Below are 23,060 nucleotides of genomic sequence, written 5' to 3'. Positions count from 1 at the left end.
GCGACTCGACTAACAGGACAGCTCATGAAAGCGCTTACGTTCAATAATGTATTAAAAGAATTGGATGCACTGGGCGAAAAATTACGGCATGCCGCCAGTCAGGTAGAATCCGATCGTCAGCAGGCACTGTCCTGTCTTGAGGATGAACTGCTTTATACCATCGCTTATATCGGCATTCCGCCCGAATTTATTCCCTTTCGACAGTGGGACTATCAGGCCTGCCACTATAGCGATCACATCGATATGCTGGAATACCTGAGCCGCTTTGACGCCAGCGGTTTGATGATGTTGCCCGGGGCTTCATTGTCAGCGCGAGCGGTGACGACCCTAGGTACGCCGGAACAACAGGCGTTCTTCTTTTCCCGCTTTAATAAGCCGCCCTGCTGGGCGTTTTTTGCCGTTACCGAGCCAGATGTCGGCTCCGATACACAATCGATCGCCTCGCTACTGACGCCGACAGCAAACGGTTATGTACTGAATGCCCGTAAGAAATTTATCGGTGGCGCGCAGCTGGCGTCCGTCGGGCTGGTTTTCGCTCGTGAAGATAACCGCCAACTGCTGGTCATGGTCGAGCCGGAACAGGCCGCGCCTCATATGACTATCACGCCGCTGCAACAGTTCGGATTACAGGGCTCCAATCTGACAGAACTCGAGATTAACGGACTCGCCGTTACGCCGGACCGTATTCTGGGTCACGACCGTAAAGGGCTTAATCAAGGGTTAGCCGCACTAGGACAGGTGTTTGAACGCCACCGTCCGATGGTCAGCGCGATGGCACTTGGCACCGCCTATGGGCTGCTGCAGGTGCTGGATAACACCCCTTTAACGGCCGACCACCAGCGCTGGCACGCACAGCAGTGGCGGACTTACCACCTGCTGCGTCGGCAATTGTCGGACATTGCCGTGCGCTACCAGTCAGGTCAGTCGCACTATCACACCACCAGCCAGCTCAAACGACACTGCACGCTGTTCGTGGAAACGGTTGCACACCGTATGCCGCACCTGTTGAGCGAACAAGCCTGGCTGGAAGACACGCCGTTACGCCGCCGTTGTCGTGATGCACTGGCATTTGAATACATGGAAGGCACCGCCAATATTCACCTGATGAACAGTTTCCGCTGCTATACCGCCAAGGGAGGCGTCTGTGCTCACGTATCTTGACCCACGGTCAATACTGCACCGCAGCTTTACGGCACCCATCAGTATGCCGCGACAGGCGATAAGCCCGGCGCAGGAGTACTATTGGCACAGCTATGCCTCCCGGTTTTTCGCCAGCAACGGCCTTGACTGGCATGAACGGCTGGCCAATTTGCAACACTGTAGCCAGACCAGCGATATAACAGCGTTTATCAGTATGATCAACCAGTTGCTGCCGGTTTACCGGGCCAGAAACGATCTATCGCATATTGATAGCGTGCTGATGGCACACTGGACGCCAGACCTGCACCTTGGCAGTTCGGTGATTAACTATGTCATTGAATCGCTAGGATTACCGGCCTGTCTGGCGCTGACTATCAGCGATCGCGGACCGGATGCGGCGCTGTTTGCACTCTCCAGCATTGCCAACTGCCAGCGTGAAGATAACCACGACTCGCTGTTGTTGATCGCCGACCAAAGCAGCCTGCCATACCATTCTGATTTGCTCGACTCGATCGCCCCGGAAAATAACGCCTGCCTGTTTTCCGTCTGTTGTCATGAGCGCGCGCTGCATTATCGGGGCTTCTGTCGTCACCCCCAGCCCACAGCACAAACATTACCGCAAACCGTCACGGCTTTATGCCAGCGTTTTGATCTACAGCGAAACCGATTATGCGTGGTAGCAGAACCGCTATTGCTGGCGACCTTACCGCCATCCATGAACGGCATCGCCACCAATCCGCATTTGGTCTGTGCGGCACCGTTTGTCGCGTTGGCGGAAAATTACCAGCCAGGCTGCGATTATCTGCTGTTGGTTCACTATCAGGACATGCTCAGTGCTGTCGCTCTGCAAGGATTGGAATAGTGCGTCTGACCCATTTTGTTACCTGGATACCAGAACGTCGGCTGAGTGCCAGCGACATCATCCAGGCGTCGGGTGCCAGCGCATCGGAAGCCCGGGTCTTCTCGCAGTTGTTCGGCTTCCGACACGTCGCCGCTCTCGATAATGACATACCGCTGGCGTCGGTATTCCATCGGCTGCTCAGTGAATTACAACACCAGTCTGCGCACTCCGAACGCCCGGCAGATGTGCTGATTTACGCGCACGGCATGCCGGTTCAGTCGCCAGAACAATCCCACTGGCTGGCGCAGCTTGGCCGTGAACATCCCTTTATTCATGCTCATGCGCCTTGCTACGAACTTGACCAGCAAAACTGCGCGACGCTGTTCTGGGCACTGGATCTGGCAAAACGGCTGTTATCGCAACAACGTGCAGAACGGGTGGTGATTATTGCTGGCGATACCTTTGCCGCCTACCCGATACAAGAACGCTATGTACCTGGTTGTTCGCTTGCTGGGGATGCTTTCGCCGCATTATTGCTGGAAGCAGAACCTGACGGACTACAACTGGATCGCGTCTTCATGACGCAACGGACAGAATTTCATGAAGGATTGTACGGTAGTGACGAGGCGTTGAAGGCCTTTTATCTCGCTCACGACGACATGGTCAATACCGCGCTATGGGGTGCGCTTTCCCATCGGCCAGATGTAGAACGGCATCGATTATTTATACTCCCCCACAATGTTAACCGATTAAGCTGGCTCAATTATTCCCGTCGTCACCACCACCCGCTGGAAAATATCGCACTGGGCCTCATGCCAGATATCGGCCATTGCTACACCACCGACCCGTTGTTGTTGTTGGATGCGGCACTGCCCGCTATCCGTTGCGGAAAACCACATGTCATGCTGTCCGTCGGTCTGGGAGCCTGGATCGGCAGTTGTCGGATCAGTTATACCGGCGCACCGGTTTAATGCCTTGCGGTTTAGCCCAGTGTGATTAGCCGGATAGCTTAGAACAATATTTAATCGTATTTATTCGGGAAACTCTCAATCTCAGACAACAATGGATAATTCTGCTATGCATAATAGCAATCAGGGAAAGCTTTCGTTGGCTTGCCAACGATAAGAGACAAGGACGTAACTGCCCCGCACCGCCCGGTACCAGGGATGCATCATCGGACGGATTGGCCAGACAAGGATTGGCTGGCCGCGGGTTCCCTCCTGATAAGGATATCAGGCTGGCAGATAAGGATAGCGACGGAAAAGGAGAGAGGAATGAAAGCGCTGCTTTGTTCCGCGTTGGTACTGCTGCCATTGACGGTGGCCTGTTCACCAACGAACCAGCAAAATGTGGATGTGCCCTCCTTTACGACATTGGATGTCAGCCGTGGCCTGAATGTCACACTGGTTTGCGGTAATGGATACCGCGTGGAGACCAGCGCCAGACAGGATGTTCTGGAAAAGCTGGTCATCCGCCCCCAGGGTCAGAGTTTAATCATAGAAAACCACGCCAGCGATGACAACGTCCTGCGTGATCATGACGCGACAGTCAGGATAACGGTCAGCGCGCCGATCACGGTTGTTAAGGCGCAGGCTGGTGTAACAATGTCCATTCCCGCCTGTGCGGTTTCACCGGATGCCTTCGCGGTCAACGGGAGTATGGGAACAGCAGTCAATGTTGCGGGGACAACACGTCGGCTCGACCTGTCGCTGGCGATGGGGGCCTCGTTTAACGCGCATGAAAAAGCATCCCATGAAAAGGCATTTTCAGCACAAGAAGCCGTCGTGAATATCGCGATGGGTGTTGATGCACAGTTATGCCACGTACGGCAGTTAAGCGGCACTATCACGACAGGTGCCAGAGTCCGGGTCGCGCCAGGCACACTGGTTCAGACCAGCAATGGTATCGCTGGTCTGGTCGAGCATGATGGTTGCTAGCCACTGAGGTAGCCGACAGCACTCATTGTGCCTGTACGCATCCGGTGCTCAGCTCACCTTGTAGCCCTGTTATCTTGTAGTCGCTTCATCTTGTGGTGTTTCATCCTGTACTGTTTCATCCTGTAATAGCAATAAGCGCCACGTATCCGCGTCGGTCGATGCATTGGGTAACAGGCAACAGCTTAGTGCAACCGCCGGTTCCCCCTCGACCCATTCCTCACGCAATCGGCACGCGACTACACTTCCGGAATCGACCACCTGGAGTGCGCCCTGATGGTCAGTCAGACAGCTAAATGATTCCAGCGACTTGTGTAACCCCACCCCCAGCGCTTTGATATAGGCTTCTTTACGGCTCCACAAACGGGTAAACGCCGACAGAAATTGCACGTCATCGAGCGACTCCAGCCAGCGGATTTCATCGTGGTGAAAAAAGCGTTTCGCGACTGCCCGTTTACGGTCCACCTGTCCCTGACAACCTTCGACATCCACACCGACCTGGCTGTAACGCGCAAAAGCAAACGCGAAGGCGCTATGGGTATGGGACAGATTGAACTGAATAGCCGGGTGTTGTGGTAAGAACGGTTTGCCATGCGGGTTGCGCGCAAAACACAGTGCAGAAGCATCCTGCTGGCATAATGGAGCCAGTAAAAGACGCAGCATGCCTTCTGCCAGTTGACGGGTTGTTAACGGCGCATCAGGTGCGAGACCGCAGGCCTGACGCGCTTGCATCACGATCATCGGGTCCGGTTCTCGCGCACGCGATACCACCACACAATGGGGGTACGGCCATGTTCTTGCCGTCAGGTCATCCCAACGGCAGGAAGATATTGACGACACAGCCTTCTGCATCCTTACGGTTCTCCAACGTCAGGTGTCCGTCATGCCCTTCAACAATCTGCCGGCACAGAATCAGACCAATGCCGCTGCCATGTGTCTTGGTGGTATAAAACGGTACGAACAGGTTTTCGATATTCGCCACCCCTTTACCCTGATCGATAATCTCGATGTGCAACTGTCGGGCGACAGCTTTCCAGCGCAGCACAATTTCCCCCTGCCCCGGCGGCATCGCCTCATCGGCATTTTTTAACAGGTTGATGAACATCTGCTGCATTTGGTTGGCATCAACCATCGCCTGCTGCGGTGCTTCACCGGAAAAAACCAGCTTACGCTGCGGGAACAGCATCGTCATTTGCATCATTAACCCGGCGATATCACACGGTTGCTTGTTCGCCGGTGGCAGGCGATTTAACTGACGATAGCTGCCAACAAACGTGATCAATTCGCGGGCACGATTGTTGATGATCTCCATCCCATTGACCAGATCCGGCGCTGACGGGTGCGAGTTATCCTTACGGAATACCTGTAACAACGTCTGGCTGATGGAGGCGATCGGCGTCAGCGAGTTATTAATCTCATGGCTAATCACCCGCAGCAGGTTCTGCCAGGTTTTCTGCTCTTCGTTACGCAGCAGTTTGCTCACGTCACTGATAAATAGCAGGTGGTTTTGTCGGCCATCCTCAATAAAGGAATCGTGACGAATCTGGAACATGCCACGAGTACCAGGAAAACGCCAGTCAACAGGCTCGGCATCGGATGGTTGCTGCAACAATCCCTCCAGGCCGAACTCCGACGCGGGTTGCCCGACCAATAACGACAATGGTTTGTTGATCAACGCCGCCGCCGCGTCGTTGCACCAGATGATGCGACGCTCGGCATCGAGCGCAAATACGCTGATGTTGATATTGGAGATCACCTTATGCAGCACATAGTAGGTTTCTTTTTGCTGCTGACGGCTGCGCGCCATCGCACCAGAGAGCTGGTTAATCTGGCGGATCAGATTATCAAACCCCCCGCTCCCCTTGGTCACACCGCGCAGGCTGAAATTCTCCTGCTCCAGCGCTTCCAGCAGGTTAGACACAACATGAATTTTGCCATTCAGGCGCTCAGAAAACGTAAAGCTACTGTAGATCAGGCAAAGAAAAATAATAAATACCGTCAGTACCTTAAGATATACCGACTGATCGGGGAACAGCCATAGCAGAAAATACCCCAGCAAACCCGCAATCGCTGCGACATTGAATGACAACAGGTGAGGAGGCTCAAAAGAGGAGTCGAGTTTACTCATGGTTAATTTTGTACTTTTCCAGTCGTCGATAAAACGCACTGCGACTCAGCCCCAGCGAGCGGGCCGCCTTGATGGCATTGCCGTCAAATTTCGCCATACGCTGACATAGCAGACGTTCTTCAATATCGGCCAGCGTCGCATCGGAAGCGAACTCCGGCTCGGCTTTCACCATTTTTTGCGGCGCAGTGGGGAGTGACGGAAAGATATCGTCACTGTTTAGCCGTGACGATCCGCACAGCAGTACCGCCCGCTCCAGCAAGTGACTCAGTTCGCGGATATTTCCCGGCCAGTGGTATCCATATAACGCCGCCTGTCCGGACGAACTGAGTCCCGGTGCCGACTTATTGTATTTTCTGGCATATCTGTCAATGAAGTTCAACGCCAGCGGCATGATGTCCTGCTGCCGTTCCGCCAGTGACGGCACACGTAGCTCAATGGTATTGAGACGGTAGTACAGATCCTGTCGGAACGTGCCTTCAACCACTCTGGCACCGAGGTCGGCGTTAGTCGCGGCAATGATCCGGCAGTTGGTCTTCAGTGTGCGAGATGACCCGACCCGTTCAAAACACCGTTCCTCAAGAATACGTAACAACTTGCTTTGCTGGGTCAACGGCAGGTTACCTACCTCATCCAGAAACAGTGTTCCTTTGTCCGCCAACTCAAAACGCCCGACACGACTTTCCCGCGCATCGGTAAACGCGCCTTTCACATGACCAAACATCTCGCTTTCGAACAGGTTTTCGTTGATACACCCCATGTTCACCGACACCATATTCTCGTCACGGCGTGAAGACAGCTGATGAATCACCCGGGCCAGCAGGCTTTTGCCTGTACCGTTTTCGCCCAGAATCAGGATGTTGGTCTCGGTTGCGGCCACCTGCTCCACCACCCGCATTAACTGCTTCATTGACGCGGATTCCACGACCCACTCGCCATTGAAATTGTCTTCCAGCTCCAGCTTGAGCAGTTTGTTTTCTTCTTTCAGCCGTTTACCAGAACGCTGGCTGAGGCTAAAAGAAATTTGCTGACGAATAACATTCAGCAGCCGCTCGTTGTCCCAGGGTTTCTGGATGAAATCGACCGCACCCGCCCGCATGGCACTGACGGCAATATCGACACTCCCCCAGCCCGTCATCGCCACGACCGGCAGATACTCGTCATACCGTTTGATCTCTTCGAGCAATACCAGCCCTTCCTGCCCGGAAGTGGTATCACGCTGATAGTTCATATCCATCAGGATCAAATCGAAATCATGCTGGGATAGCTGAACAGGCACCTGCTCAACGGCAGAACACAGTGTGACCTGATACCCTTCCATGGACAGTAACATCTGCAAGCTGGCCAGAATATGTGCGTCGTCATCAACAATGAGGATATGTTGCTTATCCGCCATACGGGTCCTTATCACTCTGGTTCATACTGAAATTTACACTGACAGTCACCGCCGCAGGCAACCCCTGCGGCGATGCCCTTACAGCATAATCGATCTGTGGTAACTATTAACGGCTCTGTTGCGGGAAACTGGAGTACCAGCCGGTATCCTGGCATGAGCGCACATGCCAGTGCTACAGGCAGCATAACGCCTGCTCAGTTTATTCATAGCGTATCGCATCACCCGGTTTCATCATGATGACACGTCGGGATGGGATCCAGGTGGCCAGTGCGACAATAATTATGATGAACAAGGCCACACCACCAAACAGCAGTATGAAGTTACCGCCACCATCACCATACACTCGGTTAATCTTAGGCGCGGCAAATATCGCGAGAGGTAGTCCTAGTGCCAGCCCGGCAAATAACTGCCGAAGTCCGGAAAACATGAGCATGCGAAGTAATCGGGTTGGTGTTGCCCCCAACGCCTGCCGGATACCGATCTCCTGGGTGCGCTGATTTATCGCATGCTGCGTCACACCATAAATACCGCTGGCTGCAAGCACCATAGCCGCAGCACCAAACAACAGGAATAAATTGGTGACAAACTGCACACCTATCGTATTACGCGTCAGTTGTTCACTCAGCGTCTGCGGCGGAGCACTGTCTATTACCGGACCTAACGAATTAAGTACGTTCATTAGCGGCTTTGAAAACCGTTGCGGTTGCGGAGCTTTAAGCATGATGGTCAGCGATGGATTGACCTGCTGAATTTGCATCAGGGAACGGTAAACCGTCGGGCGCGTTTTGAATTCGCTAAACGGCCGCCCATGGATAATATGTGAAACCACCCCGACTACGGTAAACCAGCGATAATCATTACCATCCCGAAAACGTAATCGCTTCCCAATCACCGTTTTTTCATGCGGCCAATATTTCTGGATAAACGAATCACTGACTACAGCAACTGGAGGGGAAGTATCCGTATCACTACGAGTAAACTCACGCCCGCTGAGCAATGTTGCACCCATGGTAGCGAGGCTACCGGGCATGACACGCACATCATTTACCAGTGAATAGGACAAGGTATCCTGACCCTCTTGTTCCATATTCTCTGTGACTACCTGATGAGGAAAAGTGAATTGGCCTGGCGTGCTGGATGTAATCGCTGTGGCTTGAACACCCGGGATAGCATTAATCTGCTCGATCAAACCGGAGTACAATTTCCGGCGACTATCATCATCTGAATAACTCTCCTGATCGACATCGATTTTAGAAACCAAAAAATGATCGAGCGGCACACCATAATCCGCTTTAGTCGCACGCATCACCAGAAATAATAGTAATACGCTGATACAGAGTATCGAACAGGACAGGGCAACCTCAATGACCACCAACGACCGACTAAAACGCCCGATTTTCCGCCCTTGATCGCTGTTAGCACCATCACGCAGCGCATAGGCAAATTTACCATTGGCAATTTTCCATGCAGGTAACGCGCTGGTAATCAACGCTGTCGTCAAGATCAGAACAACAGCATCCAGAATGACATCACCATCCAGTGATAAATGCCACCACACTGGTACCTTGTTTGGTACGAATTTAGGGAAAATATAATTGGTTATATCCAGTCCCCATGAAGCCAGCAGCACACCAATGACACCGGCGATGGAACTGATGATCAGGCTTTCCCACAGCATCTGCATCACCAGCCGGGACGTTGGCGAGCCCAACGCCATCCGAATGGCGATTTCTCGGGTACGTTGGTTTGAGCGCGCCAGCAGCAGGTTGCCTACGTTGAAACAAGCGAGCAACAAAATAAAACCCACAGCCGACAACATAACGAAGAAAGTTTGAGCGGTCTCTTCTCCAGTAAAACTCTCCTGGAAAGACAACACATTAGCGGAAATACTCTTTCCAGTTTTAGCATACTGGTGAGTAACTTGCTGCATGAGGCCTTGCAGTTCGTGGCGGGCAACAGCCGTCTTGACACCTTTTGGTAATCGCCCATAGACAAATACCTCTGGTGCCTGCTCCCGATTAGGGAAGAGCTTAGGATCAAGGCGTGAAGGCAACCACAGATCATGGTAGAAAGGAAAAGCAAATCCCTTGGGCATCACCCCGACCACACGGGTATTGATACCACTTACTTTGACAGTTTGATTGAGGATATCACTACGGCTATTAAAGTAACTTTGCCACAGCTGATAGCTGATCACCGCCACCGGCTCAGCGCCAGATTGCATATCCAACTGGGTGAAAGCGCGACCAAGAAAAGGAGTGACTCCGGTATAACTAAACATATCTGGTGTGTTGTACACCGCAATATATCGAACTGCCTTTTCCTCATCTTTCAGGTCAACATAATCCGCATAGAAATAGCTTATATCTGTCAGTTTCGTCGCTTTTTGCCGAATAAATTCATAATCCAGAAAATTTAGCCCAGAATCATTCAGGCTTTCGCCATTCATTGTCGGCGTCACCATCACCATACCTTCCCCTCTAGGGTACGGCAGCGTCTTGTACATGATGGTATTGATGACGGAATACATATAGAGCGCCAGCCCCAACCCGCAAGCCATAACGGTAATGGTCAGCACGCTAAATCCCGGGCTTTTAAGCAGCAAGCGCAAAGCGTAACGGATATCAAACCAGAAATTCATCGTACTATACCGCCTGACGCAATTGTCCATTCTCACCATCTGCCACGACCTGCCCGTCAGACAGGACAATGGTACGCTGAGCGCGCATGGCGGAACGGGGATCATGGGTGACAATGCAGATGGTCGCGCCGTCCTGATGCAATTCATCCAGAATATTCATCACCGCCTCGGCATTGGCGGAATCCAGGTTGCCGGTCGGCTCATCCGCCAGCAGCAGTGACGGTTTGCCAACAATCGCCCGCGCTACGGCAACCCGCTGTTGCTGACCACCGGAGAGTTGAGAGGGATAATGCCGCACCCGATGCGACATGTTGACTTTCTCCAGTGCCTGAATCACCCGAGCTTTCTGTTCCGCCCGCGACAAGTCATTACGGTAAGTGAGCGGCAACGCGACGTTTTCCGCGATGGTCAAATCGCTTATCAAATTAAATGACTGAAAAATAAAGCCAATTTCACGATTGCGCAGTCGGGCCATTTCACGACGGCTGATGCGTTCAACATCAGTCCCATTCAAGCGGTATTGCCCTTCTGTGGGCGTATCCAGCAATCCCATGATGGACAGCAGTGTCGATTTCCCGCAGCCGGACGGCCCCGCGATGGAGACGTACTCTCCCGAGTGAATAGAAAGGTTTATCTTGCTAAGGGCATGCGTTTCAATTTCATCGGTAAGAAAAATTTTATGCACATTATCAAGTTGAACCAGCACCGTCATGGGAAATCCTCAGTGTATAAATAGAGTCAGCCTTCCTGAGACCGAGGGTATCTTACAGGCTGTCGACCACTCACTTTTATCTCTGGTTTTAAAAATGCGTCTAAAATACACAAGTTATCCGCAAAACTGGCTTCACCTTTTCTGAATTTAGCAGCACAAATCATACCAACTATTCCCCAGGCACCGTTCCCGAACGCCCTTTCCATTTCGCTTTATCCCAGCAGGCAGGCAAACCACGGATATCTATCCACGGCTACCGGAACCGACCTCTCGCCGATGCCACACCCACTCTCTCACCACACCACAGGCTCGCGTTGCCTACAGACCAATTGCGAGACGAAAAATCCCATGTTCGATACGTCATCGTCCCATTAATGGGATCACTTATAGATAGGCGTAAGAATTTCCCTTTAAAAACAAGTAACAACAACATGGCACACAATTTGCGTTAGACAGATCGTACGTCTGACCAAGGGACAATAATCAACCACTGAATTCGCCGCTGTAAGGATTTTTGGATTTAGCTGGACCAGACACGGGGAATCTATTTTTTTTGGGATGACACCATGAGCTTACAGAACACCTTTGCCCATACCGTAGATAACGATATTTTTAACAATAACCTGATTCAGGACATGTATCGTCGTCACCCTAACCTGCGCAAAACACTCGCAGCGAACAATAAAGCGACCAGCCTGGCGGGAATTATTGACTATATCATCGACAATATCGGCAACAATATTACGCTGGAAGATCTTGAAGCGGTCAGCGGTAAATCAAAATTCGATATCTGTCGTCTCTTCAACCAGGTGTATAACATTACGCCGATGCGCTGGATTTGGCGTGTCAGGCTGACACTGGCCAAAGAGATTATTCACATTTCGCCTAATTGGTCGCTCACCGATATTTGTTACGCGTGCGGATTTTCCTCGCTGCCACACTTCTCGCGTTGCTTTACCAAGACGTACAACATTGCACCGCTGAAATACCGTAAAACCGTGTCGCTGGAACGGGAAAACGATTCACCGCGCACCCTGCAAAACATGAGCTTCGACATCATTTTCGGCAAACAGCGTCATCTGTTTTCTCGCCATGTGCTGCTGGACAACATTCATAATCTCTGTAATTAACCCGAAGCCCGCCATGAGGCGACGCATGGCGGGCCCGCGTTTGCAGGTGCACGAGCTTCGATACCATCAATGCCGCGCGTTACCGCATTATGACGCGGCACGATCAATAAGTGACGTTATCTGCGTGTCGATTCCGGCATTCGCATCCGCGAAAAACGCCAGAATACGCTGGTGTACCAGCGGGCTGCGTAAAATGCCCAAATGCCCCAGCCCGCGGGTGTAGAAAAGCTCGCTATGAGCAAGCGCCTGATGGATAGCATCAGCCACATCAGGGCGAACTCGGGCGTCCTGCCAGTCATGACAAATCAGCGTCGGGCAATCCAGCGTGCGGTACAACGCCTCACCCACCCAGTCGGGATGAAAGCCAAAACGCTGCGCATAAATGGCTTTCATAGGGGCGGCCAGCAATGCCGATACCGATGCCCCCGCCAGAAACCTGTCGATCATGCCGCCAAAATTGTCCGGACTGGCCAGCAGCACCAAGCGCTGCGCCGCCAGCCCTTGTGCCAGTGCCAGGCTACACACCAAACCACCGCTGGAATGCCCAACCACCGCGTAAAACGGCCCATAACGCCGCTCCATCTCAATGACTAGACTGGCCAGCTCATAATTGGACACCCGCTTTCCTTCAGACAACCCATGCGCCAGCAGATCCGGCATGATCACCGCGTATCCCTGCGCTTTTAGCGCCTCGCACAGCGGTCGGAACATGATGCCGCGCCCTTCCCAGCCGTGCACCAGCAGCACGGTTTTTGTCGGCGTCTCCATCGGGGGTGGTACCCAGCGAAACACATACACCGTCTGGTGCCGGAAACCGATTTTTTCCTGCAGAAAACCGGCCAGATACTCATGATCGACCTGTTTGTAGGCGATATAACGTGTAGTCTCAAACAAACACAACAGATAGCGCGCCGCCAGATGCAACGACAAGCGCTCCAACAGCCACAAATCCGCCAGACGCAATGCACGGCACAGGCGGACATAATGGGTTTCCGGCTTGATGTGCACTTTAAGCAGCAGCGACGGCCGGCGCTTTAGTCTCACCAGCACGCGGTAATAATTGTATTGCACCAACGTCGCCAGCCACATCAGCGGGTAGCACAGGTTATACAGCAGCATCCTGTTCTCCCAGCGCGCAAGCCAGCAACCGATACTCACGCAGGAACACCACCGCATACGCCAGACTGAACGCGACGATCAAACCGGCAATCGCCTGTATATCGCTAAAGTAACGGTGAGCACCCAACGCAACCGCCACCATCAGCAACTCCAGCACCAGCGTGAATAGCAATACCCGTCTTCCCCTATCCATCTGCTCCAGCAGCGTCTGTAATGCCGCCACCAGTGAGGTGAGAAAAAACGTCGGCAATAGCAACCACAGCAGTATCTGACTGGATTGCCGAATGACCTCGTCGTTGGAAAAACCGGCCAGAATACCGTTGCGCGACCAGCATACGCCAAGGGTCAGTGCCAGATAGGCCAAAACAATCAGCCAGACACCATTATTCAGCAGCGCTACCAGCCGTGATGCCGGGTGGGTGTGGCGGCGCTGATTAAGCAAAATCGCAATCGCAGATCCGGTCGCCACCGCAGGAATGATGAAAAAAGCCCGCAGCTTTATCACGATCAGGAAGGCAGGCAGGAAACCCGCCCCCAATGCCGCCACCAGCGGAAAGAGAACCATTGAACTAAAGAACACCACCAGCATGGAAAACCCAACCGGCAGCCCCGCATTAGCCAGCAACGCCAGCAAACGCGGTGCAAACGCCCGCGGTCGCTCATCCGGTACCGGTGTGGCCGCCTGACGCAACGACCACAACCCAGCGGGCAGCAACACTAGTGCCGGAAGGCTATTGGCCAGTAACACCGCCTCAAAGCCAAGCTGGTAGACATGAAATCCCAGATAACATCCCGCCGCGCTCAGCAGCACATAGCTGCACATCAGCGTCATGGCCGACACGGTGCGTCCCTGCCCACGCAACGCGGCGTTACACATCTCCAGCGCCAGAAACGGCGTCATGGATAGCAGATACGCTGGAGCGGCGGTTCGCATCAACGCCAGATCCGGGCTGTTCATCCAGTCAGACAAGGGCAACGCCAACACACGGCATACCAGTGCCGCCAGTGCCGTCACCACTAAGCCAAGCGCACCTAACAGCAACGTACTATGCCAGATGCGCTGTCGCGGCCAGTCATGGCGTGAGCGGGCACTGAACACCTGATTAGTGATCGCCAGACATTCCAGAATAGCGATAAAGAGAAAGTTGAACGGCTGTAAAAAAGAGAGCGTCAGCAACGTCTGGCTTTCAGCGCCATTACCCAAAATCGCAATCTGCATATTCTGAGACAACGACACCACCACCGCGGTCACCATCATCGGCCATGCTAACGCCACTATCTGCCGTATATCCCCACTCGCAGTCGGGGCAGCTCTGGACATCACACGCGAGATCAGGCTCATGGTTCCCCACCCTCGTTTCGTCTTAGGCCGCTGCTAGGCTGCTCGCCTTGCCATAAATGCTGTAAAGCATCATGGAGAAATAGGATAGACTATGGGTATTGCCTAACAGGAAACCGTGTCCACCCATCATCTTTTCCGCTTCATTATTAAGCTGGGTAATCTGGTAGTGGTCATCCTCCAGCCCAACAACGTCACCTTCCCGCACGCGTTGATACTGCTGCTCCAGCAACAGCGACGCCTTTCCCGCCACATCGGCAAAACTGGCTTTGATCAATTGATGGCGGGTCGTTTTAGCGCCAAAGCTGTAACGGCCGGATAAATGCTGCCAGCTCATGGTTTGTATGCGGGCCAGCACCCCCAGGCGGGCGGCACAGACCAGTATCGGAAAACTGGCTGGCAGCACGATGGTCTCAGTGCCACGCACCGCGTCCAGACCGAGATGAGTCAGCACCCGATCAAACAGGCGCTGGGACTGGCTCTCGTCGGGCAGGCTGCTGATGTCCTGAATCTGATATCGGATTGGATGAACGTATTGCGCCTCTTCTGAGGGCGGCTGCAACAACACTGTCAGCGCGTCAGACAACGGTTGTTCGCGAAAGGCCTCCCAGACCTGTTTTATGCGTTCAACTGACATGCCGCACCTCCGACAACACATTGGCATTCAGCCAGCCTATCAGGCTACCTACCGTGGTGAAGGCATCCATATTGATTTGGTCAGGATCGAACAGCAGTCCGTCGATGCTATCTTCAAGCGTCAACAAAAATTGCACAAACATCACTGAGTCCAGATCGAGATCGTTATCAAAGTCCGTTTTTTCATTAATCTCGATGTCGTCATTCTCCATGACTTCACGTAACGCCTGTTGAATAGTGATTAATAGCGCAGACATGTCTGTCTCCTGTTTACATATCAATTTGCTGTATCAGCGCGCAGGAAAGGGTGACGCCCATTCCCATTGAAAAACAAAAATAATTTTTCGCGCGGCCGGTTGTAGTTTTCATGAGTGAAGAAAAATTAAATAACACGTCCGAACAATACAGATGCCCATAATCAGAAACCTGTTGGCTGAATAAGCGCTCGCCCATATTCAGGCGTTGCGCCATCTGACGTAATAACGGAACATTCAGGTTGCAGGGAACAAAATAGTCCATATCGTCCATGCTCATGCCGCTATCCCTCACGGCATCGACAATGAAACGGCATAACTCATCCAGCAGGCAGCCATTAAGCGCAGCTTTTTCCTGCCGGGTCATATTATCTGGGTTGTTATAAAAACGGCTCAGGTGCCGGACTGCCGTAAATGTCACCTGCCACGGGCTGCTCGCGGCATTAAAGAGCGCGGCTACCGGTAACTCGCCTTGTACACCGACCGTAAAGCGGTTGATTTCGGGGTGAAACGCTTTTTCTCCCGTCAACAGCAACACCGGTCTGTTGTCGCGGACTGCGCTACGGCGCACCAGATGTAAAGCTGATAACGCGCTGGCGCAGTGATTCAGACTCAGTGTCGCGACATCCCAGTGCCCCAGTCGCTGGTGCTGCAGAATGTCATCCAGCCAGTGGCTATCAAAGAAGGTGTTATGCGTCTGCGTCTTGGCGTAAATCAACAGCCCCTCGCGCGAGGGCAATGTCGGCCAGTCATCAACCACGCCAGCCACCACAGACTCCAGCATCGCCTGATGGCTGTCCGGGCGCATCGGTACCGACCTTAACTGGTATAGCTTTTCCATCATGCGACGCTGCCCTTCGCGCAGCTGGTGCGAGTCCCCCAGTTCCGCCAGAGGAAAACGTCGAATGCGCTCCGGCGCCTCATGATGGATGGCATTCAGGCAAAACATGTCGGTTTCTGATGAAGTTCGCACGGCTATCGTCCCCTTATCGTACCGAGGCTCAAGTACAGACCCGTCATAGACAGATGCACAGAGTGAAGCTGTGTCCCAGCAGCACCGCTCATGACTTGCTTGCAATCGCAGTCAGCATGGAACACTTTGCCAACAAACAAATTTTGTTTTTATCCGCAGTTGCCACCCCCCACGTTTCAGCACACTTTTCGTCTCAAAAATGGGATTTACACGCCAAAATATGGGATTTTCATCGCAAAATAGCGAAAAAATCGGCTCAATAGCGGGACAAGGCTGGAAAAAACGCGCGGGGAACCGCCCGCGCGTTTTATGCCTGTCGTCGTCTCACCCCACCTGGCTGGAAGGCAATTGTTGATACTGGATAACGCTTGCCAGCTCGGCTATCCCCGCCGCTTTCAGCATGCTGTAGTGATCTGCCATCAGTTCCATCACGGTCGGCGGCAGGGCAGAGAACCCACTGTGGTCCTCATTCTCAATGAATGAATAATCATCCCCCTGAGCCTTGATGATGGTGACAGGCGCTTTCAGTTGCCGCTGTTGTAACTCGCTAAAGGTGTAGCTGAACTCGAAGGTCTGCGAAACAATGCGAGTAATCCGCCTGACCAGACCGTCATCCAATGCCGGATTAAGCGCCGTAATAAATGCCACAAACCCTTCTTCGTCGCGTACCGTTTCCAGACAACGCGTCAGCGCCGGGTCGGTAATACTGCCGATAAATACCGAAAACAGAATGGTCAGGTAACCGGGGTTATCAAAATCGGCGGTCCGGTGCATGGCAACGACCCGTTCATCGCGTAATTTCGGCGACCCAGGTGCCAGTAAATAAAGACTTTCCACCACTTCGCCCGCCTGCTCCAGTTGCCAGGCCGTTTCGAACGCGACACGGGCACCGAAAGAATACCCCCACAGCGTATAAGGACCGTGCGGCTGATGCTGACGAATCAGTTCAATATCTTTAGCGGCCATCTCGCTGATGGTAGCGTAAGGCTCCTCACCTGGATTGATGCCGTGCGCCTGAATGCCAAAGAACGGTCGTGCCGTCCCCATTTGGCGCGCCAGTAAACGCAGGTTCATACAGTAGCCACCCAGCCCAGGCCAGCAGTAGATGGGTGTCTGACGCCCTTTGGGTTGCAACTGCACAAGGCGAGACACCGGTTCCTGACGCGCACGGCTCAGCCACGCCGCCAGCTTTTCAACGGTAGGTGCCTGAAACAGCACCTGAAGCGGCAGGCTGGCATTCAGCGATGTGTTCAACTCATTAATCAGGCTGACCGCGATCAGCGAATTGCCGCCCGATTCGAAGAAATTGTCATCGACCGACATCTCCTCACGCTTGAGCTTCGCCTGCCAGATGGACAGGATTTGCTGCTCCAGCGGAGTACGGGGGGCCACGATCGTCTTATGCTTTAATTCAACATCGACGTTCGCCAGCGCTTTCATGTCGATTTTGCCGTTTACCGTCAACGGTAACGCATCCAGAATCAGCACCTTGTTCGGCATCATGTAGTCCGGCATGAACGCCGCCAGATCATCACGAATCATCTCCGCCGGCCCTTTCATGTGTACCGCGTCTTCTTTCATGCCTTCGCTGTATTTCTGCTCATCGCTGATGCGTCCACCGATGAAGAAATAGTACGGCCCAGTCCGACGACCGAGTATCTGCCAGAAACGACGAGCGGCAGGCAAGTCATGGCCGGTTTCCGAGCTATAACCGGAAGACATCAGCCCGATGTTCATGTTGTTCATCTGCAAATGCTGCAGTTTGCGCCCCACATGCACATACCCTTCCCAGCCTTCGGTCAGGCTGGCGATACTGATGCCAAACGACGAACGCTCATAAACGGCCTGATTGATGGCGATAACATGTTTCTTATCGATCACCTCATCGGCAATGTGCTCCAGGTCGCCACGGATATAGCGGTAGGTCCCGACGGGCAGATCGGCAATACGCGTCCCGGCGGTCTGCACGTAAATCTCCAGACCATCGTCCGCAGGCAAACGGGGCCCGCACAGCACATCGCACGCCCCCAGATAATCATCATCCGGGTCAATCGCCAGCGGTGTTGGGTCCGGCACGGCGGCGTCACACAACGCCACACCCAAGCCATAATCCGGCAGGACGGTATCCAGCATACCGATGATGTGCCCCATTTCGATTTGCAGTACTTCCCGGATATTGTTCTTGTAAATCGGTTCGATCGCGCTTTGCTTTCCGACAAAGTGCAGTCTCAGGCCACCCGGTGGCAGCGATGTCTGCTCACTGACCCGGATCAACTGGTGGTGAACCGGCTGATAGTAGTAGTACCCCGCGGCTAATCCGGCTATGCCGTTCAGCTCCAGAAAAACCTGGGTCGCGTACAACGCTCCCGGTGAGGCATAGGTGTATTTGGGCAACAGCCGCTCTTCACTGGTGAACTGGCCGAGATAACGCAATCCGCGCCCCAGTTCGTCCAGCGTCAGGTCGCCTGGCTGTCGGGCAGCCGCCGTCAACAACGGCTCGCGCAGCAGCGACAGCACATCGTCACGCCCGACGGCACCACCGTCGTAAAACCGGTAAGTTTTGCGGGAAAACGCAGTGCGCCGCTGTTTTTCATCGGCGTCTTTGCCCGGCAGGTCGAGGGTATAAGGGTGGCTACTTTCCGGAAATTCCCGGCACCCTTTGTTGGCCAGCTGCAACATCACCTGCGCTTTATTGGCTTTGGACTGATGATGCGAACCGTGGTTACCCTGATCCATCAGCGCCGCTTCGCGGGCATTCAGTTCGATAAACGAAATCAGGTTCTGATAGCCGGTGAAAGGATCATGCTTGACGATCACCGCCGCGGCTTTCACCCATTCATGGGTTTCGATAGCCGAACGAATCTCATCCAGCTCAACACGGTACCCCCGTAATTTCACCTGATTGTCAGCACGGCCGACATACTGGACCGTACCATCGGGATTCCAACTGGCGATATCGCCGGTTTTATACAAACGTCGGCCCGCGTCGGTCGGCGCGAAAGGATCGGCAATAAAACGCTCGGCGGTCAGGTCATCGCGATTCAGGTAGCCTCGCGCCACTCCATCACCACCGATGTACAGCTCCCCAATTTTACCCACCGCCACCGGCGTCAGGCAGTTATCCAGAATGTAATAGCGGGTATTCGCCACAGGAGTGCCGATGGACAGCGTATCCGGGCCCTGACGGGTCACCGCGGGGTCGACACAAAACGCGGAACTGTTGATCGTACACTCGGTTGGGCCGTACAAATTGACGAGCTCACAATCAGGCAGTGTCTCCAGACATTCCAGCGCCAGATGCTTTTGTAACGCCTCGCCGCCGCTGAACACGTGCCGCAGCGCTGGACACTCGCTCAGACGCTCGGTATCCAGCAACGCCTGCAATAATGTCGGTACGCACTGCAACGTGGTCACTTGGTATTCCGCCAGCATGTCCACCAGTTGTTCCGGATTCCGATACACCCCTGGCTCCCCCATCACGACCTGGCAACCACAGGCGGGCGATAAAATCTCCCACTGCGCCGCATCAAAGCTCATCGGCGTTTTCTGCAAAATCACCGTTTCGTTATTTAATGCGAACGAGTGCGCCAGCCAGTTCATCTGATTTAGCACGCTGTGATGCTCTATCATCACGCCTTTCGGCTTGCCGGTGCTGCCGGAGGTATAAATGACATAAGCCAGGTGATGCGGCGCGATATGGATGGCGGGCGCGTCAGACAGCGCCGAGGGGTGCTGACGCACAAACGCCTCGACGTCATCCGGCGTGACCACGTGTATACCCGGCGGCGCCAGCGCCAGCAGCCGCTCACGCAAATGAGGTTGGGTAACCACGATACGTGTCTGGCTATTTTCCAGCATATAAGCCAGCCGGTCTTCCGGGTACTCCGGCGATAACGGCAGATAGGCATTGCCAGACAGCAAAATCCCCCACACTCCCACCATCAGCGTCAACGATGGCTCGACAAACACCCCCACACAACGCTCATGCTCCGCACTCTGCGCATTCAGGTAATGCGCCAATATACTTGCCTGATGGTAGAGCTGCCGATAGCTCAAGCGCTGATCGCGAAACACCACCGCAGTCTGCTCCGGCTGATTCAGCACCTGGCTTTTCAGCCGCTCAACGACGTTTTTCTCTCCCGACCAGACATGTTCGGTCTGGTTAAAAACATGCAATACGTGTTCGCTCTCGGCCTCATCAATCAGGCCGATATCTCGCAGCGTTTCGGCCCCATCACTCCCGGCATAGTCTGTTATCTGACGCCATACCGCAGGTAGCTTTTGAACCAACCCGGCGCTGAAACGATCCGGGTTAAATCGTAGCGTCAACATCACCGTCTCGTCTCGGTTGTCGACATGGCAGACCAGCGACCGCACCGGCTCATTATCCATTGGCGGCTGCCACGTTAATTCCAGGTCAAAGACATCATGGAACGTTTGTTGCGCCCCCAGCGTGAGCACCCTGACACCACAGTTATTTTCTTGCTGAATCGCATTCGGTCTTATCCAATCCATCATATTCTGAATAAAACCGGCAATCGGCGTCGTACTATTAAGCTGAATATTTAATGCAATAATATTTGCACAAATATGAGGGTTATTTTCCCAGTTCGCTATTTCTTGTGGTGGCAAATGAAAGCCCACCACCATTTCCTCATTTCTGCTAATACGTGATATTGCCAGCGTCATTGCGGCAAAGAGGTAACGAGCTAAAGAAACATCGTCATAATTCGATAATAATCCTTTATTTAATACTAACACCGGATAATTGAGCGTGTTATTTGAGATGTTATCCATTACAATCCTCATTTATGAATCAGTAAAAATATATTGAGTGGTTTTCTTGCAGGAGTGAGACGCCGTACGAAGCACTTGGCCCAGATTCCTGTTCTCAGGCCAAGTGCATGTTCGGAACACATTAACGACTAAAAAAATCAGACAATATCAATAATAAGACACCGGGGAAGAAGACGACTTTAATAACGCGTGGGCAGCCCCGACTACCTCGCCAAACGTATCGACAATGACCTGTGGCTCCGCCGATTTAAGCTGACCGGCATGGTGAATCCCCCAGGTGACCGCGATGGCGGTAATACCTGCCTGTTTCGCCATTAACAAATCATGGGTGGTATCCCCAACCATCGCGGTGGTAGCGGCCTCAGCCCCCAGACGCGACATCGCCATCAGCCCCATTTCAGGATGGGGTTTGGGATGCGTCACCATGTCAGCGCCCAGTACCAGATCGAAGAACGGTGCCAGCCCTGCCGCATCCAGCAACGCGCTGGCGCTGGCAAACACCTTGCTGGTGGCGACCGCCAGCATATACCCCTGACGCTTGAGCAAAGACAGGCCATCCACCACGCCGGGAAAGACTAGCCTCGGTGCCTGCGGCAACACCTGCTCACGGAAAACCGACTGATATTGCCTGATAGCCTGTGCTATCCGTTCGTCCTCAACCGGTAGCGACAGGAGTTGGCTAAATGCCTTTTCCAGCGGCAAACCAATAGTGGCGCGAATGGCGCTGCGGTCCCCAACCGGCATACCTAAATCGCGTAATGCCGTTACAAACGCACTAACAATGCCGCTCGGTGTATCAACCAGCGTACCGTCAAGATCAAAAATGATAAGTGGCTTCATGAGACATATCCTTATACCTGATTTTGCTGCCGCAGGTAGTCGGTATGAGCACAGGCCAGACGGCCCGCCAGCGCCGCAGTACTGATCAACACCGACATGTTCGCTTTCACTGTCCGTCCTTGTGTCGCTTTGGCGACGGCACGCATCAGATACGGCGTGGCACCCGGCCCGCGAATACCTTCATGTTCTGCCTGAATCGCCGCCTCACGGATAATCGACTCGACTTCGTCCTTATCAATGGCGTCGCTGTCATGAATGGGGTGGGTAATCAGCACCGAACTGCGGTTACCCAGCTTCCAGTGCATTTCAATGGTGCGGGCAACAACGTGCGGATCGTCCAACCGGTGAGGGCTGGGAAAGCCGCTGGAGCGGCAGTAAAACGCGGGGAAATCGTCAGATTGATAGGAAATGATAGGTACGCACTGGGTTTCCAGATATTCGAGCGTCAGACCCAGATCGAGAATACTCTTGGCACCAGCACAGACCACCGCCACCCGGGAGCGGGTGAATTGGATCAAGTCGGCGGAGATATCCATCGACTTTTCCGCCCCACGGTGCACGCCGCCAATCCCTGCCGACGCGAAGAAAGGAATCCCCGCCAGGTCTGCTGCCACCAGCGATGACGCCACGGTGGTCGCGCCTTTGCCGTTCTGAGCCAGAATCACCGGGATATCACGGCTACTGGTTTTCACAATCCCTTTCGTCGCCCCAAAACGCTCGAGGTCAGCATCCGACATACCAATCAAAAACCGACCGTTTTCGATGCCAATCGTCGCGGGAATCGCCCCTTCAGCGCGAACAGCCGCTTCAATATTTCTGGCGGTAGCGACATTGTCAGGGTAAGGCAAACCGTGAGCAATCACGGTCGACTCCAACGCTACGACCGGTTTACCGGTATACAGCGCATCTTTTACTTCGTCGCTAAACCGCAGCAATTCATGCTCAAAATCCGTTTTAGACATAATATTCTCTCATCCTGGGGGGTGATTATGTCAGGTTATATCCGGACGATGTCTTTCCCGCAGACGCAGGTATGACTCACGTCTGGCATCAATGACATAGCAATCATTAATTACATAATATTATCGATAATAACGCATCCTGAGTTACCATCGATTCATGTTAATCACCAGTGGCTACATTCAACCATTGGCGTATTACCCATTTATTAAATTAAAAAAAC

At 53.3% G+C, this 23,060-nt stretch carries 18 protein-coding genes; 5 read left to right on the top strand and 13 right to left on the bottom strand.

The features are described from left to right. The first annotated feature begins 24 nt into the window (after positions 1–24). From FGI04_RS19610 to FGI04_RS19595, 4 genes are all read left to right on the top strand, one after another. On the top strand, positions 25–1,161 hold the full coding sequence (locus FGI04_RS19610; protein WP_407322073.1) for an acyl-CoA dehydrogenase family protein: 1,137 nt from the start codon (positions 25–27) through the stop codon (positions 1,159–1,161). Beyond that, complete coding sequence (locus FGI04_RS19605; protein WP_434964872.1) at positions 1,145–2,002, top strand: hypothetical protein; 858 nt, start codon at positions 1,145–1,147, stop codon at positions 2,000–2,002. The genes FGI04_RS19610 and FGI04_RS19605 overlap by 17 nt, the downstream gene beginning before the upstream one ends. Further along, positions 2,002–2,952, top strand: a complete 951-nt coding sequence (locus tag FGI04_RS19600) for a beta-ketoacyl-[acyl-carrier-protein] synthase family protein (protein ID WP_407274256.1) — start codon at positions 2,002–2,004, stop codon at positions 2,950–2,952. Before FGI04_RS19605 ends, FGI04_RS19600 begins: the two co-directional genes overlap by 1 nt. 303 nt (positions 2,953–3,255) lie before the next feature. After that, entirely contained in the window at positions 3,256–3,918 is a 663-nt protein-coding gene (locus FGI04_RS19595; RefSeq protein ID WP_407274257.1) for a GIN domain-containing protein, read from the top strand. A gap of 69 nt (positions 3,919–3,987) precedes the next feature. Here the strand turns inward: FGI04_RS19595 and FGI04_RS19590 are convergent, their stop codons facing one another. From FGI04_RS19590 to FGI04_RS19570, 5 genes are all read right to left on the bottom strand, one after another. Beyond that, a complete protein-coding gene (locus FGI04_RS19590) occupies positions 3,988–4,755 on the bottom strand; it encodes a 4'-phosphopantetheinyl transferase family protein (protein WP_407337133.1) in 768 nt (255 codons plus the stop codon). Next, positions 4,724–6,043, bottom strand: coding sequence for a two-component system sensor histidine kinase VfmI (gene vfmI, locus FGI04_RS19585; RefSeq protein WP_342699085.1), 1,320 nt, complete (start codon positions 6,041–6,043; stop codon positions 4,724–4,726). Before vfmI ends, FGI04_RS19590 begins: the two co-directional genes overlap by 32 nt. Then, on the bottom strand, positions 6,036–7,436 hold the full coding sequence (gene vfmH / locus FGI04_RS19580) for a two-component system response regulator VfmH (RefSeq protein ID WP_342699086.1): 1,401 nt from the start codon (positions 7,434–7,436) through the stop codon (positions 6,036–6,038). The genes vfmI and vfmH overlap by 8 nt, the downstream gene beginning before the upstream one ends. Positions 7,437–7,635: 199 nt before the next feature. Further along, positions 7,636–10,077: an ADOP family duplicated permease gene (locus FGI04_RS19575; protein ID WP_342699087.1), complete on the bottom strand. Its 2,442-nt coding sequence runs from the start codon at positions 10,075–10,077 to the stop codon at positions 7,636–7,638. Positions 10,078–10,081: 4 nt separating this feature from the next. After that, positions 10,082–10,789, bottom strand: coding sequence for an ABC transporter ATP-binding protein (locus tag FGI04_RS19570; RefSeq protein ID WP_012882842.1), 708 nt, complete (start codon positions 10,787–10,789; stop codon positions 10,082–10,084). A 566-nt stretch (positions 10,790–11,355) separates the two neighbouring features. Here FGI04_RS19570 and vfmE point away from each other — a divergent pair. After that, entirely contained in the window at positions 11,356–11,919 is a 564-nt protein-coding gene (gene vfmE / locus FGI04_RS19565) for an AraC family transcriptional regulator VfmE (RefSeq protein ID WP_012882841.1), read from the top strand. A gap of 87 nt (positions 11,920–12,006) precedes the next feature. Here vfmE and FGI04_RS19560 read toward each other — a convergent pair whose 3' ends face one another. The 8 genes from FGI04_RS19560 to FGI04_RS19525 form a co-directional block, all read right to left on the bottom strand. After that, entirely contained in the window at positions 12,007–13,038 is a 1,032-nt protein-coding gene (locus tag FGI04_RS19560) for an alpha/beta hydrolase (RefSeq protein ID WP_407337132.1), read from the bottom strand. Continuing rightward, positions 13,025–14,380 (bottom strand): MATE family efflux transporter, encoded by a 1,356-nt coding sequence (locus FGI04_RS19555; RefSeq protein ID WP_407337131.1) that lies wholly within the window; start codon positions 14,378–14,380, stop codon positions 13,025–13,027. Before FGI04_RS19555 ends, FGI04_RS19560 begins: the two co-directional genes overlap by 14 nt. Before the next feature lie 22 nt (positions 14,381–14,402). Continuing rightward, positions 14,403–15,014: a VfmB protein gene (locus FGI04_RS19550; protein ID WP_342699090.1), complete on the bottom strand. Its 612-nt coding sequence runs from the start codon at positions 15,012–15,014 to the stop codon at positions 14,403–14,405. Continuing rightward, positions 15,004–15,270 (bottom strand): acyl carrier protein, encoded by a 267-nt coding sequence (locus tag FGI04_RS19545; RefSeq protein ID WP_023638599.1) that lies wholly within the window; start codon positions 15,268–15,270, stop codon positions 15,004–15,006. The genes FGI04_RS19550 and FGI04_RS19545 overlap by 11 nt, the downstream gene beginning before the upstream one ends. A gap of 13 nt (positions 15,271–15,283) precedes the next feature. Beyond that, on the bottom strand, positions 15,284–16,216 hold the full coding sequence (locus tag FGI04_RS19540; protein ID WP_342699185.1) for a 3-oxoacyl-[acyl-carrier-protein] synthase III C-terminal domain-containing protein: 933 nt from the start codon (positions 16,214–16,216) through the stop codon (positions 15,284–15,286). Positions 16,217–16,564: 348 nt separating this feature from the next. Next, on the bottom strand, positions 16,565–21,037 hold the full coding sequence (gene indC / locus FGI04_RS19535) for an indigoidine synthase IndC (protein ID WP_407337130.1): 4,473 nt from the start codon (positions 21,035–21,037) through the stop codon (positions 16,565–16,567). A gap of 147 nt (positions 21,038–21,184) precedes the next feature. After that, a complete protein-coding gene (locus tag FGI04_RS19530) occupies positions 21,185–21,877 on the bottom strand; it encodes an HAD family hydrolase (protein WP_342699092.1) in 693 nt (230 codons plus the stop codon). Between the two features lie 11 nt (positions 21,878–21,888). Continuing rightward, positions 21,889–22,839 (bottom strand): pseudouridine-5'-phosphate glycosidase, encoded by a 951-nt coding sequence (locus tag FGI04_RS19525; protein ID WP_342699093.1) that lies wholly within the window; start codon positions 22,837–22,839, stop codon positions 21,889–21,891. Positions 22,840–23,060 lie beyond the last annotated feature (221 nt).

Source organism: Dickeya ananatis (assembly GCF_019464615.1).
In the GTDB taxonomy this organism is placed as follows: domain Bacteria; phylum Pseudomonadota; class Gammaproteobacteria; order Enterobacterales; family Enterobacteriaceae; genus Dickeya; species Dickeya oryzae.
The sequence above is the reverse complement of the archived record's forward strand: the minus strand, read 5'-3'. Positions and strand labels throughout refer to the sequence as shown.